This is a genomic window from Acidobacteriota bacterium (assembly GCA_039028635.1).
Lineage (GTDB): Bacteria > Acidobacteriota > Thermoanaerobaculia > Multivoradales > JBCCEF01 > JBCCEF01.
In genome coordinates, this window is record JBCCHV010000001.1 from 78,366 (window position 1) to 91,793 (window position 13,428).

Annotated in this window: 10 protein-coding genes; 8 read left to right on the forward strand and 2 right to left on the reverse strand. The window is 66.6% G+C overall.

What is annotated here, in order from left to right; all coding sequences use genetic code 11:
- Positions 1–42 precede the first annotated feature (42 nt).
- On the reverse strand, positions 43–651 hold the full coding sequence (locus AAF604_00320) for a hypothetical protein (protein MEM7048067.1): 609 nt from the start codon (positions 649–651) through the stop codon (positions 43–45).
- Between the two features lie 375 nt (positions 652–1,026).
- Between AAF604_00320 and AAF604_00325 the strand changes: the two genes are divergently transcribed.
- The 4 genes from AAF604_00325 to AAF604_00340 all read left to right on the forward strand — a co-directional run bounded on the left by AAF604_00325 (position 1,027) and on the right by AAF604_00340 (position 6,797).
- A complete protein-coding gene (locus AAF604_00325) occupies positions 1,027–2,172 on the forward strand; it encodes an acyl-CoA dehydrogenase (GenBank protein ID MEM7048068.1) in 1,146 nt (381 codons plus the stop codon).
- Positions 2,169–3,335 carry an acyl-CoA dehydrogenase family protein gene (locus AAF604_00330; GenBank protein ID MEM7048069.1) on the forward strand — a complete coding sequence of 389 codons (1,167 nt, stop codon included), beginning with the start codon at positions 2,169–2,171 and terminating at the stop codon, positions 3,333–3,335. Before AAF604_00325 ends, AAF604_00330 begins: the two co-directional genes overlap by 4 nt.
- Positions 3,336–3,503: 168 nt before the next feature.
- On the forward strand, positions 3,504–5,156 hold the full coding sequence (locus AAF604_00335; GenBank protein MEM7048070.1) for a Zn-dependent hydrolase: 1,653 nt from the start codon (positions 3,504–3,506) through the stop codon (positions 5,154–5,156).
- A 63-nt stretch (positions 5,157–5,219) separates the two neighbouring features.
- A complete protein-coding gene (locus AAF604_00340) occupies positions 5,220–6,797 on the forward strand; it encodes a sigma-54 dependent transcriptional regulator (protein ID MEM7048071.1) in 1,578 nt (525 codons plus the stop codon).
- Here the strand turns inward: AAF604_00340 and AAF604_00345 are convergent.
- Entirely contained in the window at positions 6,790–7,383 is a 594-nt protein-coding gene (locus AAF604_00345; GenBank protein ID MEM7048072.1) for a nitroreductase family protein, read from the reverse strand. The two genes, AAF604_00340 and AAF604_00345, sit on opposite strands and share 8 nt — an antisense overlap.
- A 101-nt stretch (positions 7,384–7,484) precedes the next feature.
- Here AAF604_00345 and AAF604_00350 point away from each other — a divergent pair, with 101 nt between their 5' ends.
- The 4 genes from AAF604_00350 (at position 7,485) to AAF604_00365 (ending at position 13,428) form a co-directional block, all read left to right on the forward strand.
- Positions 7,485–7,874, forward strand: a complete 390-nt coding sequence (locus AAF604_00350) for a hotdog domain-containing protein (protein MEM7048073.1) — start codon at positions 7,485–7,487, stop codon at positions 7,872–7,874.
- A 203-nt stretch (positions 7,875–8,077) separates the two neighbouring features.
- Positions 8,078–9,820, forward strand: a complete 1,743-nt coding sequence (locus AAF604_00355) for a thiamine pyrophosphate-binding protein (protein MEM7048074.1) — start codon at positions 8,078–8,080, stop codon at positions 9,818–9,820.
- Between the two features lie 170 nt (positions 9,821–9,990).
- Entirely contained in the window at positions 9,991–12,066 is a 2,076-nt protein-coding gene (locus AAF604_00360; protein MEM7048075.1) for a S9 family peptidase, read from the forward strand.
- Positions 12,067–12,228: 162 nt separating this feature from the next.
- Positions 12,229–13,428: a hypothetical protein gene (locus tag AAF604_00365; protein MEM7048076.1), complete on the forward strand. Its 1,200-nt coding sequence runs from the start codon at positions 12,229–12,231 to the stop codon at positions 13,426–13,428.

Here is a 13,428-nt window from a genome sequence, read left to right on the forward strand (position 1 = left end):
GTGCGAAGCGGATGCCCGGCGCGCATCCGCTTCGCTCGAGCGTCAGTCGGCTCCGGCGACCTTGACCGAGACGTCGGTGATGCGAACCGCGAGGACGCCAGGATTCTCGACATCCTCGAACACCACCTCGGTGACCGGCTCATAGCGGGTGCCCTTCGGCGGCGGGAAGGAGTCCACCGCCTCGGAGCGCAGGATGACCGGCTCGAGGGTGCGGAACATCCGGCCCGGGAGACCTTCCGTGATCATCATGAAGTGCATGTGCATTTCCTGGACCGCGGGGAAGCCGGTGCCGGGGGTGATCTCGCGCAGGAAGCTACCGGTCACGGGGCGCGACTTGTCGAGCCAGACCGTGGTTTCGCCGAGGCCATCGACATAGCCGCGCTCGTTGTAGCCCTTGACGTTCAAAGGCAGGTTGCGAGTACCGTCGGTCGCCACGTTGACGTTGAAGGAGCCGACCGAGATCGAGCCGCGAAGCTGGGCATCGAAGGTCCCCAATCCGGGCACATCGATGGTGGCTGCCTTGGTGCAGATGCAGGTTTCGATCGTGTCTTCCGGAAGCTGAGGAATCTGTCCTTTGCCAGCAAAGGCCGGAGCGGTGAGCGCCAGGGCGACGGCGATGGCTGCGACGAGCAGCAGGTTACGGGTGTTCATGCATTCCTCCTGTCAAATTCTTTGGGTTGAATGGTTCTGCCAGTTGGTTAGGAGGTGCTGCTTTCGGGAATGCCGACTCGACGGTCCTGCGGTGACCGGGGTCACCTTGCCGGAGGACCTGGAAGCGTCGGCGACGAGTTTCCCGGCCGCGGCGGAACCGTCCGCTGCCACCGGGGGAAGGATGTATGCCCTCATGGAAACCTCTATGTTTGGGCTTTCTTATTTTTGTAAGACCGAATAATTCTATATTCGAAAGTGTATGTTGTCAAGGCGAGCTTTCGGTTGACCCCCCAAGGAGCCATTGCTACGATCGATCAGGCCTGGACTGCAGGTTCTCTGTACGACTCCCAGCACTTTTGGAAGGAGCTCCGCTCGATGGAGATTCAGCTCAGCGAGGAGCAACAGCTTCTCAAGGAATCGGTTCGGCGCTTCGCCGAAGAGGTGGTCAAGCCCCTGGCCAAGGAGATCGACCACAGTGGCGAGTTTCCGCGCGCCAACTTCGACCAAGCGGGCGAGCTCGGCTTGGCCGGTGTCTGCGTGCCGGAAGAGTTCGGCGGTGCCGGGATGGACACGGTCTCCTACTGCCTGGCGATCGAGGAGATCAGCCGGGTCTGCGCCTCGACTGGCGTCATCCTGTCGGTCAACAACTCCCTGGTCTGCGATCCGATCGAGAAGTTCGGCAGCGAGGAGCAAAAGAAGGAGATTCTGACCCCGCTGGCGAGTGGTGCTCAGCTCGGCTGCTTCGCCCTCACCGAGCCCGGGGCCGGCAGCGATGCGGCGGCCTTGCGCACCACCGCCGAGCGCGATGGCGACGACTACGTGCTCAACGGCGAGAAGGTGTTCATCACCAACGGCACCCACGCCGATCTGGCGCTGGTTTTCGCCAGTGTCGATCTGACGGCGGGGCATCGCGGAATCACCGCCTTCATGGTGCCGATGGATCTGCCGGGCCTGACCCGCGGCGGTCACGAGGTCAAGCTCGGGGTCAATGCTTCCGGCACCACCTGGCTGGCTTTCAAGGACATGCGGGTGCCCGCTTCCCATCGTCTCGGCGAGGAAGGCGAGGGCTTCAAGGTCGCCATGTCGACCCTCGACGGTGGCCGCATCGGGATCGCGGCGCAGGCCGTCGGCATCGCCCAGGGAGCCTTCGAAGAGGCCTGCTCCTATGCCCAGGAGCGGGAGCAGTTCGGCCGCGAGCTGGCGCAGTTCCAGGCCATCCAGTTCTACCTCGCGGACATGGCCACGGAGCTCGATGCCGCCCGCTTGCTGACCTGGAAGGCGGCGTGGGCCAAATCCAACCGCAAGCGCTACAGCCTGGAGGCGGCGCAGGCCAAGCTGTTCGCCTCGGAGATGGCGCAGCGGGTGACCAACAAGGCGCTGCAGATCCACGGCGGCTACGGCTATACCCGCGAGTACAACGTCGAGCGCTTCTTCCGCGACGCCCGCATCACCGAGATCTACGAAGGCACCAGCGAGATCCACAAGCTGGTGATCGCCGACTGGGTAATCGACAAGGCATGATCACGTCGTCGCAAGGGCCCACCTTCGGTCTCGCCGAAGAAACCGAGCTGATGCGCTCCGAGGTCCGGCGATTCTGCGAAGAGCGCATTCGCCCGGGCCTCGAAGAGCGCGAGCGGGAGCATCGCTTGCCGAGCGAGATCCTGCGCGAGATGGGCGATCTCGGCCTGCTCGGCATGATGGTCGATGAGGAGTGGGGCGGTGCCGGCCTCGACGTCCTGACCTACTGTGTCGCCGTCGAAGAGGTGGCACGAGTCTGTCCGGCCACCGCCGTCACCATGAGCGTCACCAACTCCGTGTGCTGTTGGCCGCTGGCCAAGTTCGGCAGCGATCATCTGCGCTCGACGGTTCTGCCCGAGCTCGCCAGCGGCGAATGCATCGGTGGCTTCGGCCTCACCGAGCCGGGCGCCGGCAGCGATGCCGGAGCCTTGCGCACCACCGCCCGGCGGGACGGCGACGCTTGGGTCCTGAACGGCGAGAAGGCGTGGATCACCAATGCCGGCCATGGGCGCTACTTCGTGGTCGTGGCGCGAACCGACGGTGGCGCCGGCAAGCGTGGCTTGAGCGCCTTCCTGGTGCCGGCCGATGCCGACGGCTTCGGCGTCGGCGAGGCCGAGGAGAAGCTCGGCCTGCGGACCTCGAAAACGGCGCCCCTGTTCTTCAACGATTGCCGGATTCCGGCCGCCAACCTGCTGGGGGAAGAGGGCGACGGTCTGCGTATCGCCTTGGCCACCCTCGATCACTCTCGCCTCGGCATCGCCGCGCAGGCGGTGGGGATTCACCAGCGCGCCCTCGAGCTGGCGATCGACTATGCCCAGGACCGGCAGCAGTTCGGCGTGCCGATCGCCAAGCACCAGGCGATTCGTTTCAAGATCGCCCAGATGGCCACCGAGCTGGCGGCGGCGCGGGAGCTCACCTGGGGGGCGGCGAGCATCGCCGAAAGCGACCCCAAGCGCGCCGGCCGGATGGCCTCCCAGGCCAAGCTCTATGCCTCCGAGGCGGCCAATCGGGCCTGCGCCGAGGCCTTGCAGATTCACGGCGGCAATGGCTTTCACGAGGACTACGAGATCTCGCGCCTCTATCGCGATGTGCGGGTCACGACCATCTACGAAGGCACCAGCGAGATGCAGCGGCTGGTCATCGCCCGCCACGTTCTGCGCGGCTGATCGCTCGGCGTCCGGACCATTCGGCCCCTCGGGCGGCGGTTGCGGTTCCCGCGCTCGGCGTTGCCGGGCTTCGGCCTCGCCGCGGCCTGGTCGCCGTCCTTGGAGCCGCGCGCAGCCCTCCGATAAGCTGGCCGCAACCCCCTATAGACCGAGTGAGGACGACCCGAGATGAAGACATTCCTGATCCCTCTGTGCCTGATTCTGCTGCTGGTGTCCGGCTGTGCCGGACCGGCCACCGAGGTTGCCGAGGAAGAGCCGGCCATGAGCGATATCGACCAACGCCTCGCGAAGTACACCACCGTTCGCCTGTCGGCGGACTTGAGCTCCCTGACGGATCGGGAACGGCAGATGCTGCCGCTCTTGATCGATGCCGCCGACGTCATGAACGAAGCCTTCTGGCAGCAAGCCTACGGCGATCGGGTGGCCCTGCTGCAGTCCCTCACGGACGAGCGGCAGAAGCGCTTCGCCGAGATCAACTTCGGTCCCTGGGATCGGCTGGCGGGCAATGAGCCGTTCCTCCCGGACGTCGGCGAGAAGCCGGCGGGTGCCAACTTCTACCCCCACGACATGAGCAAGGACGAGCTGCGCCGGGCGGCGGTCGACAATCCCGCCCTCGAAGACCTCTACACCCTGGTGCGGCGGGACGACAACGGTGCTCTCGAGGCGGTGCCCTACAGCCAGGCCTTCGCGGCCTTCTATGGCCGTGCGGCGGACAAGCTGCGGCAGGCTGCCGAGCTCGCCGAGGACGAGGGCCTGCGGAACTATCTGGCAGCGCGCGCCGATGCCCTGATGTCCGACCAGTACCGCGCCAGCGATCTGGCCTGGATGGACATGAAGGACAACACCCTCGACGTCGTGATCGGGCCGATCGAAACCTATGAAGACGGCCTGTTCGGGCAGAAGGCGGCGAGCGAAGGCTACGTCCTGATCAAGGACAAGGCCTGGAGCGAGCGCCTGTCGCGCTACGCCGCGATGCTGCCGGACCTGCAGGACGGCCTGCCGGTGCCCGAGGCCTACAAGCAGGAGGAGCCGGGGACCGACTCGGACCTCAACGCCTATGACGTCGTCTACTACGCCGGCGATTGCAACGCCGGCTCGAAGACCATCGCGATCAACTTGCCCAACGACGAGCAGGTACAGCTCGAGAAGGGAACCCGCCGGCTGCAGCTCAAGAACGCCATGCGGGCCAAGTTCGACGAGATCCTGCTGCCCATCGCCGATCATCTGATCGCGCCGGAGCAGGTTTCCCACATCACCTTCGACGCCTTCTTCTCGAACACCATGTTCCACGAGGTCGCCCACGGTCTCGGCATCAAGAACACCCTCGATGGCGCCGGTACGGTGCGGGAGGCCCTGCAGGAGCACGCTTCGGCGATCGAAGAAGGCAAGGCCGATGTGCTGGGTCTCTACATGGTCAGCCGCCTGCACGCCGACGGCGAGCTCGGCGAAGCCGACCTGATGGACAACTACGCGACCTTCGTGGCGAGCATCTTCCGCTCCATTCGATTCGGCTCGGCGAGCGCCCACGGAGTCGCCAACCTGATTCGGTTCAATTACTTCACCGAGCAAGGGGCGATCGTCCGCGACGCCGAGACCGGGCGCTACCGGGTGGTGCCGGAGTCGATGGCCGCGGCCATCGACGCGCTTTCCGAGCGGATCCTCACTCTGCAGGGCGATGGCGACTATGCCGGCGTCCAGGAGTTCCTCGCCACCTATGGTCAGGCCGGCAGCGTCCTCGAGGCGGACCTGGCGAGCCTCTCCGAGGCGGGCATTCCGGTGGACGTGGTCTTCGAGCAGGGGAAAGAAGTCTTGGGTCTTTAGCGGCCGGGGGAGGGGCGATATCGAGTTGGGCTATAATTGAGGTAAGATAGCCAAACTTGAGATATGAGCCTGGAGCATAGCGAAGACACGGCCACCATCGAGCTCGAGCTGGCGTTTCCTCCCGGTGAGGGACTGCCGGAGTCGACCGACGGGCTGGCGGTGACCATCCTCTACCACGTCGATCCGGCGCGGGTCGGAGAGTACGCTGCCTTTCGGCAGGGCTCTCTGAAGCTGTCGCGGGTCGAGCCGGGCTTCCAGGCGCCGACCGCGTCGGATCTCTTCGTGCGGCCTCTCGGCGATTCGTACCTCAGCAGGCGGCCGCTGCTCTTCGGGCCCGGCGAGGCGTCCGGGTCCGTCTGGGTGCGGCGCGAGGGCAGCTCGATTCCCCTGACCATCGATGGGGAGGTTCTGCTCGAGGGCCAGGAGCTGCCGGCCCATGCCCTCGAGCGGGGTGTGGTTCTCAATCTCGCCGATCGCGTCGTGCTGCTGCTGCATCGGCAGCCGAAGTCACCGCAGACCCACGGCCAGACCTTCGGGATGGTGGGGGAAAGCACCGCGATGGTGCGGCTGCGCAGCGAGATTTTGCGCAGCGCCGACCTCGATGTGCCGGTCTTTCTGCAGGGCGAGACGGGAACCGGCAAGGAGCTGGCGGCGCGCGCCATCCACCAGGCGAGCTCGCGCCGCGATGGCAGCTTTCTGGCGGTCAACCTCGGCGCCATCCCGCCGGCGTTGGCGGCGAGCGAGCTGTTCGGCTCGGTGAAGGGTGCTTTCACCGGCTCGGTGAAGAGCCAGCCCGGTTTCTTCCGCCGGGCCGAAGGCGGGACCCTCTTCCTCGACGAGGTCGGAGAGGCGCCGCCGGATCTCCAGGTGATGCTGCTTCGAGTCCTGGAGACCGGCGAGATTCAGCCGGTGGGCTCGCACCAGACCGTGCAGACGGACGTGCGCCTGATCACGGCCACCGATGCCGACCTCGATGCGGCGGTTCGCGCCGGGAGCTTTCGGGCTCCGCTGCTCTACCGCCTGACCTCCGGATACGAGATCCGAGTGCCGCCCTTGCGCGAGCGCCGGGACGACATCGGACGGCTGCTGATGGAGTTTCTCGCCGAAGAGCTCCAAGCCCTCGGCGAGGAGCCCCGGCGGGTTTTCGGTGACGGCTTCGAGGAGCCTTGGTTGCCGGCTTCCGTGGTGGCCCGCTTGGCGAGCTATCGCTGGCCCGGCAACGTCCGCGAGCTACGCAACGTCGCCCGCCAGTTGGTGATCCACAGCCGCGATGCCGGTCGTGCTCGGCTGGGACCACAGGTCGAGCGCTTGCTGCGGGCCGGAGAACGCGACGCCGAAGCTTCGGCGGAGGGGCCGCCGGCGCGTCCACCACGGGCGATTCCGCGCCCTGAGCTCAAAGAGGTGCTGGCACGCCACGGCTGGCAGCCGAGTGCAGCGGCCGCCGAGCTCGGGATCTCGCGCTCCTCTCTCTATGAGCTGGTGCAGCGCTACCCGGAGATACGCCAGGCGAAGGATCTCGATCGTGAGGAGATCGCAGCGGTCCTCGCCGAGCTGCAGGGAGACGTGACCGCCGCCGCCGAGCGGCTGGAAGTCTCGGCTCCGGCCCTCTCCCGGCGAATGCTCCAGCTTGGCCTCAAGTAGATCCGCTGGCGTCGGCCGGATAGGGGCCTTCGAAGGCGAGCTCGGAGATTTTCCGACGGCCCGACGGAACCTCGCGCTCGCGCAGCGCCTCCGGTAGTCGCTCGCGATCGCCGGGCCAGCCGATGGCGACCATCGCATCGATCGCATAGACCTCCGGTATGGTCAGGGCGGTGCGGGCGCGCGCCGCGTCGAAGCCGGCCATGGCGTGGGCCGCCAGGCCTGAGGCGGTGGCCTGGAGGGCCAAGCTCATCCAAGCGGCGCCGGCATCGAAGGAGTGGGTCGGGGCGGGCCGATCCTTGTGCTCCGAACGCTGTCGAGAGAGCACCACCAGCAGGGCGCCGGCATGTTGCGCCCAGGTCTGATTGGCCGGTACCAGGAGATCGAGGAACACTTCCCATTGAGGACGTTCGCGGAGCGCCCAGAGAAAGCGCCACGGCTGACCGTTGAAGGCGGAGGGCGCCCAGCGGGCGGCCTCGAGGAGCGGCGCCAGGTCTTTCTCCGCGAGGGCTTGGGGGCGGAATGCGCGCGGCGACCAGCGGTCGACGAACAGAGGAAGCACGTCGTGCTGAGGCTGGCGTTGGCTCATCTCGGGTTCTCCTGGGGATCGGTTGATGGTCCTCGCCGGGAAGCTCCGAACGGCGACCGGAGGTCCCCTATAATGCTCTCCTCGAAGGGAGCTCCGATCGCATGATACCCGCCACCCATCTCGCCATCGACGCCACCCTCTGCGGTCGCCCGCGGCGGCTCAGCGAAGGGCGGGCCGAGGTGGTCCTCGACACCCTGCCGTCGATGGTGGCCGACGATGCTGGCCTGGTGCACGGAGGATTCGTCTTCGGTTGTGTCGATTACGCGGCCATGCTGGCAGTCAACCATCCAAACGTCGTCCTGGGGGCTGCGGATTGCCGCTTCCTGGCGCCGGTTCGCCTCGCGGATCGCTTGGTCGCCGAGGCGCAGGTCGAGGAGGCCGCAGGCCGCAAGCGCCGCGTGCGGGTGACGGCGCGGGTGGGCGAGCGCGAAGTGTTGACCGGAGTCCTGACCTGTTTCGTCTTGCAAGATCATGTGCTGGCAGGTTGCTGAAAAACTCATCGGCAACCTGCTAGCGGGCCCGAGAGGGCCCGGCGAAGGGGTGAGACGGGGTGAGCCCGAAAAATCGCATTTTTTCGGGCGAGGGGGCGCTTAGCCCCCTCGCCGGGCGCCCCTGAAACAAATAGCTAGCAGCGCTGGAAAAGTCGCGAAGCGGACTTTTTCAGCAGCCTGCTGGCGAGCTCGGAGGAGCGATCGTGAACGGAGGCGACCTGGTCGCGAAGGCCCTGCAGGCCCATGGGGTCGAACATGTCTACACCCTCTGCGGAGGGCATATTTCACCGATTCTGGTGGGCTGCAAGCAGCTCGGCATCGAGATCGTGGACGTGCGCCACGAGGTCGACGCGGTGTTCGCCGCCGACGCCGAAGCGCGAATCACCGGTCGCCCGGGCGTGGCGGCGGTGACCGCCGGACCCGGTGCCACCAACACCATCACCGCGATCAAGAACGCCCAGCTGGCGCAATCGCCGGTGGTCTTGATCGGCGGCGCGGCGGCCACCATCCTGCGCGGTCGGGGATCGCTCCAGGACATCGATCAACTGGCCCTCTTCGAGCCCCACGTCAAGTGGGCGGCGTCGGCGGAGAAGGTGCGCGAGCTGCCGGGCATGGTGGAAACGGCGATGCGCGTCGCGGCGGCGGGGGTGCCCGGACCGGTGTTCATCGAGTGCCCGGTGGACCTCCTTTATGGCGAAGAGATCGTGCGCAAGTGGTACGGCGAGAGTGGGGGCGGCGGGCTCAAGGGCTGGGTGGTCGGACGCTATCTCGGGCGTCACGTCGACCGCCTGTTCAAGGGCGCCCAGGAGGCGGTGATCAATCCTTCGCCGCAGTTGCCCGAGGTCGAAGCGGGCGACGCCCGAAAGGTGCGCAAGGCGGCATCTCGGCTGGCCTCCGCCAAACGCCCTCTGCTGGTGGTCGGCAGCCAGGCCCTGATCCGCGGCGGCCTCGACGGTGGGGCGGCGGCGGATCGCTTGGCGACGGCGATTCGACAGCTCGCCGTTCCGGTTTACTTGGCGGGATCCGCCCGCGGACTGCTCGGGCGCGATGATCCGCTGCAGCTCAGACATCGTCGGCGCAAGGCGATCAAACAGGCCGATGTGGTGATCCTGGCCGGCTTCCCGGCGGACTTTCGTCTCGACTATGGTCGCCAGATCCGCCGCGGTGCGACCCTCGTCGGCGCCAACCTCGATGGCGAGGAGCTCAATCTCAATCGCCGGCCGGATATCGCCGTCGAGGGCGATCCAGCGAGCTTTCTGCTCGCCCTCGCCGGGCGCCGTAGGCACAAGGCGGAGCGCTGGCAGGGCTGGCTCGAAGAGCTGAAGGCCAGCGATCGCGAGCGCGAGGACGAGATCGCCGCCATGGCGCGGCAGGAGACCTCCGGCGTCAATCCGGTCGACCTGTGCCGCCAGATCGAGGCGGTGGCGGCCGACGATTCGGTGCTGGTGGTGGATGGCGGTGACTTCGTTGCCACGGCGGCCTACACGGTGCGCCCCCGGGGACCCCTGCGGTGGCTCGATCCGGGAGCCTTCGGCACCCTCGGGGTCGGCGGGGGATTCGCCCTCGGGGCGCGCATGTGCCGGCCCGGTGCCGAGATCTGGCTGATCTATGGCGATGGCTCGGCGGCCTACAGCCTGGCCGAGATCGATACCTTCGTCCGCCACGGCGTCTCGGTGATCGCGGTGATCGGCAACGATGCCGGCTGGACTCAGATCGCCCGCGAGCAGGTGCCGATCCTGGGCGATGACGTCGCCACCGTGCTGGCCAAGACCGACTACCACCGAGTCGCCGAGGGCTATGGCGGCCGCGGCCTGCTGCTCGACCGGCCGGAAGCGATTCCGGAGGTCTTGCGCCAGGCCCAGGAGATCGCCGCCGGTGGTGAGCCGGTGGTGATCAATGCCCACATCGGGCCGACGGACTTCCGCAAGGGCTCGATTTCCATTTAGCCCGAGCTTGTCACCAGCTTGCTGCTACGAGGCCGCATGTCCCCGAACCCGCATCTTCAACAACCGAAACCCTCTCGCCGAGAAGTCCGGTGAGAAGGGCGGTCTAGCGCCTCGGCACGCCGGGTCGCGGTACGCCCTTTCCCTTCCGATATCGAACCGGAGATTCCACCATGAGGTCGATGACCACGTTCCTTCTCTTTCTCGCCCTGCTGGCGGCTGCTGGCACCGTGCTGGCGCAAGCGGACGACCGACGCGGCATGACCGTTCACGACCTGGTGGCGATGGAGCGTCTCTCGGACCCGCAACCGTCGCCCGACGGCAAGACTGTCGTTTTCGTCCGTCGCACCACGGACCTCGAGGCGAATCGTGGTCGCACCGATCTCTGGCGGATCTCCGTCGATGGCGGCGAGCCGGTGCAGTTGACCTCCCATCAGGCCTCCGACAGCAGTCCCCGATGGCTGCCGTCCGGCGATGAAATCCTCTTCCTGTCGTCGCGCTCCGGTTCGTCGCAGGTTTGGCGCCTCGCCCTGTCCGGTGGCGAAGCCCGCCCGGTCACCGACCTGCCGTTGCCGGTCGCCAACCTGGTGGTGTCGCCCCGCGGGGACCGCATCCTCTTCTCGGCAGAGGTCTTTCCGGATTGCGACGGCCTCCAGTGCACCGCCGACCGCCTCGCCGAGGAGGCCGAGGACAAGGTCAGCGGGAGACTCTACGAGCGCCTCTTCGTGCGCCATTGGGATACTTGGAAGGACGGCCGCCGGTCTCATCTCTTCTCGCTCTCCCTGAGCGACGACGGAGCCAAGCCCGTCGACCTCAGCGGCAGCCTCGATGCGGACGTGCCCTCGAAACCCTTCGGCGGAGCGGAGGAGATGACCTTCTCGCCCGATGGCGCCGAGGTGGTCTTCACCGCTCGGGTGGCCGGTGCGGAGGAGCCCTGGTCGACCAACTTCGACCTCTACCGGGTGCCCGCCGATGGCTCGGGGGAGCCGGTCAACCTCACCACCGCCAACCTCGCCTGGGATACCCATCCGGTGTTTTCTCCAGACGGTCGCCAGCTCGCCTATACGGCGATGGAGCGGCCGGGATTCGAAGCCGACCGGCTGCGCCTGGTGCTGCAGCCGTGGCCGACCGGCGAAGCCCGCGTCCTGACCCAGGAGTGGGACCGCTCGGTGCGCGATTTCCTGTTCTCGGCCGATGGCAAGACGCTTTTCGTCACCGCCCAGGACGTCGGTCAGGTCTCCCTGTTCGCGATCGACGTGGCGAGAGGAGCCGTCACTCGGCTGCTCAACGACGGTACCGTGCGCTCGCCCTCCCTCGCCGGCGATCGGCTGGTCTTCGGCCGCGACACGCTGACCTCGCCGGTGCAGCTCTACAGCATGCTCCCGGGGGAATCACCGGTGGCCCTCACCACGATCAACGGCGAGCGCCTGGCGGAGCTCGATCTGGGAGCCGCCGAGCAGTTCTCCTTCGCCGGCTGGAATGATGCGAAGGTCCATGCCTACGTCGTCAAACCGGCCGGCTTCGATGCCGAGAAGAAGTACCCCATCGCCTTCCTCGTCCACGGCGGGCCCCAGGGATCCTTCGGCAACAGCTTTCACTACCGCTGGAACCCGCAGACCTACACCGGTGCCGGCTATGCGGCGGTGATGGTCGACTTCCACGGCTCGACCGGCTACGGCCAGGCCTTCACCGACTCGATCACCGACGATTGGGGCGATAAGCCGTTGGTCGATCTTCAAAAGGGGCTGGCGGCGGCTCTGCAGCGCTACCCCTGGCTCGATGGCGATCGCACCTGCGCTCTGGGAGCTTCCTACGGCGGCTTCATGATGAATTGGATCGCCGGCAACTGGCCCGATCGCTTCCGCTGCCTGGTCAACCACGACGGCCTGTTCGACCATCGCATGATGTACTACACCACGGAAGAGCTCTGGTTCCCGGAGTGGGAGCATCGCGGTCCCTACTACGCGGCGGCGGAGCGCCACGAAGCGCACAATCCGGTGGATCATGTCGAGAAGTGGAAGACCCCGATGTTGGTGATCCACGGTGCCCTCGACTACCGGGTTCCGGAGACCCAGGGATTGGCAACCTTCACCGCTTTGCAGCGACGAGGCGTGCCGAGTCAGTTGTTGTTCTTTCCGGATGAAAATCACTGGGTCCTTCAGCCCGGCAACAGCATTCTTTGGCACGACACGGTGCTCGATTGGCTCGAGCGGTGGATCGACGCCCCTTGGGAGGGCGGCGCCGAGTGACGGCAATGTGACGAAATCTCCCGTCTCATGTCACCTTTTCAGCCGCTAAAGCAACAACACCTGTAGGAGTTTCGCCGCTCGGGGCGGCGCTCCCCTTCGTGTCACTGCCGTGGAGGAGCCAAGGTGGTCCCTAATGTTTTGATGATTCCTGGAGGTTTGCGGTTGAGAACCCTCGAGCCTTTTCTCGATCGTAGCGGCGCCTGTCCCTTGCTTTTGGACGTCGAGCGGTCGTGCCTGGTCGAGGTTCCGGACGAGTATCGGTTTCACATCGCTTCGGCCCTCGAGACCGGGGATCTCGACGAGGACCTGGTGGGCTGGTTGGCCGGCGAAGACCTGCTCACCCACGAGCTGATCAGCGCTCCCAAGGGACGGGCCCTTCCCGCCGGCCGACAGCTGGTTGGCGATGGCTTCGTGCGGGTTCAGCTATACCCCCATCGCATCGAGTGTTTCGTGTCCCGCCTGCCGCTGGCGGAGCCCGCCAATCTCGAGGCGCTGTTCGCCAATCCCGAGAACCCCACCGAGCGAGTCTTCTTCATTGGCTGCGGCCAGCCGGTGGAGGACTTCTTCGCCCTCGAATCCCTCATCACCGCCGTCCGCCAGCGAGCCCATGGCACGGTGAGCTTCCGGGTGACCACCACTGCCGAAGCGGTGACTCCGCCGGTGGCCGCTCAGCTGGCCCGCCTCGGGGTGCGCCTGACCCTGCGCTGCGACGCTTCCGAGGGAATTCCGTCGCCGACGGTGCAGCGCTCGATCGATCTGCTGCGCTCTCGCCTCGACCACGATCCGGTGGTCGAGGTGTCGTTGCGCCCGGGGCAGCGGCTGCGTGACCTCTGGCTTTGGCTGCGCCAGGCGGGCACGCGGCGAATCGGTGCCAACTGGCTCGACGACCGTCAGTTCGTCACTCCCTGGGTGCACGCCGAGGAGCTTCGGCTCTACGAGCAGGATGTATTCGAGATCTGCGATGACATTCAGCGCGCCCTCGAGGAAGGCGAGGATCCTGTGCTCTACGAGCCGGTGGCGCGCTTGATCGAGCGCCTGATCTCGGCGGGTCCTATCGGCTGCTGGGAGGGATCCGTGGCCTGGCTTCATGACGGCAAAGTCTTGCCGGTTCAAGACAGCCTACCGTCTCGCGAGCCCCTCTTCGCCGAGGCCATCGAGCCCTGGAGCGATCTGGAGGCGAGGCGCGATGAGGCTGGCGAAGACTTCCGCCAAGTCGACTTGTCGGCGGCGGTCCTGTTGTTCCACCAGCTCCGCAAGGCCGACCCGCGAACCTTCCTGGACTTTCCCCTGTCCGAGCCGCGGCCGGCCGACAATCGCCGCGAGACGGACGATCCGCACCACTCGGGGGCGGCCTTCCTCTAG

What these genes read in the sequence shown, in the direction of transcription:
- AAF604_00320 (MEM7048067.1), bottom strand. Translation starts at nt 651, where the DNA reads ATGAACACCCGTAACCTGCTGCTCGTCGCAGCCATCGCCGTCGCCCTG.
- AAF604_00325 (MEM7048068.1), top strand. Translation starts at nt 1,027, where the DNA reads ATGGAGATTCAGCTCAGCGAGGAGCAACAGCTTCTCAAGGAATCGGTT.
- AAF604_00330 (MEM7048069.1), top strand. Translation starts at nt 2,169, where the DNA reads ATGATCACGTCGTCGCAAGGGCCCACCTTCGGTCTCGCCGAAGAAACC.
- AAF604_00335 (MEM7048070.1), top strand. Translation starts at nt 3,504, where the DNA reads ATGAAGACATTCCTGATCCCTCTGTGCCTGATTCTGCTGCTGGTGTCC.
- AAF604_00340 (MEM7048071.1), top strand. Translation starts at nt 5,220, where the DNA reads ATGAGCCTGGAGCATAGCGAAGACACGGCCACCATCGAGCTCGAGCTG.
- AAF604_00345 (MEM7048072.1), bottom strand. Translation starts at nt 7,383, where the DNA reads ATGAGCCAACGCCAGCCTCAGCACGACGTGCTTCCTCTGTTCGTCGAC.
- AAF604_00350 (MEM7048073.1), top strand. Translation starts at nt 7,485, where the DNA reads ATGATACCCGCCACCCATCTCGCCATCGACGCCACCCTCTGCGGTCGC.
- AAF604_00360 (MEM7048075.1), top strand. Translation starts at nt 9,991, where the DNA reads ATGAGGTCGATGACCACGTTCCTTCTCTTTCTCGCCCTGCTGGCGGCT.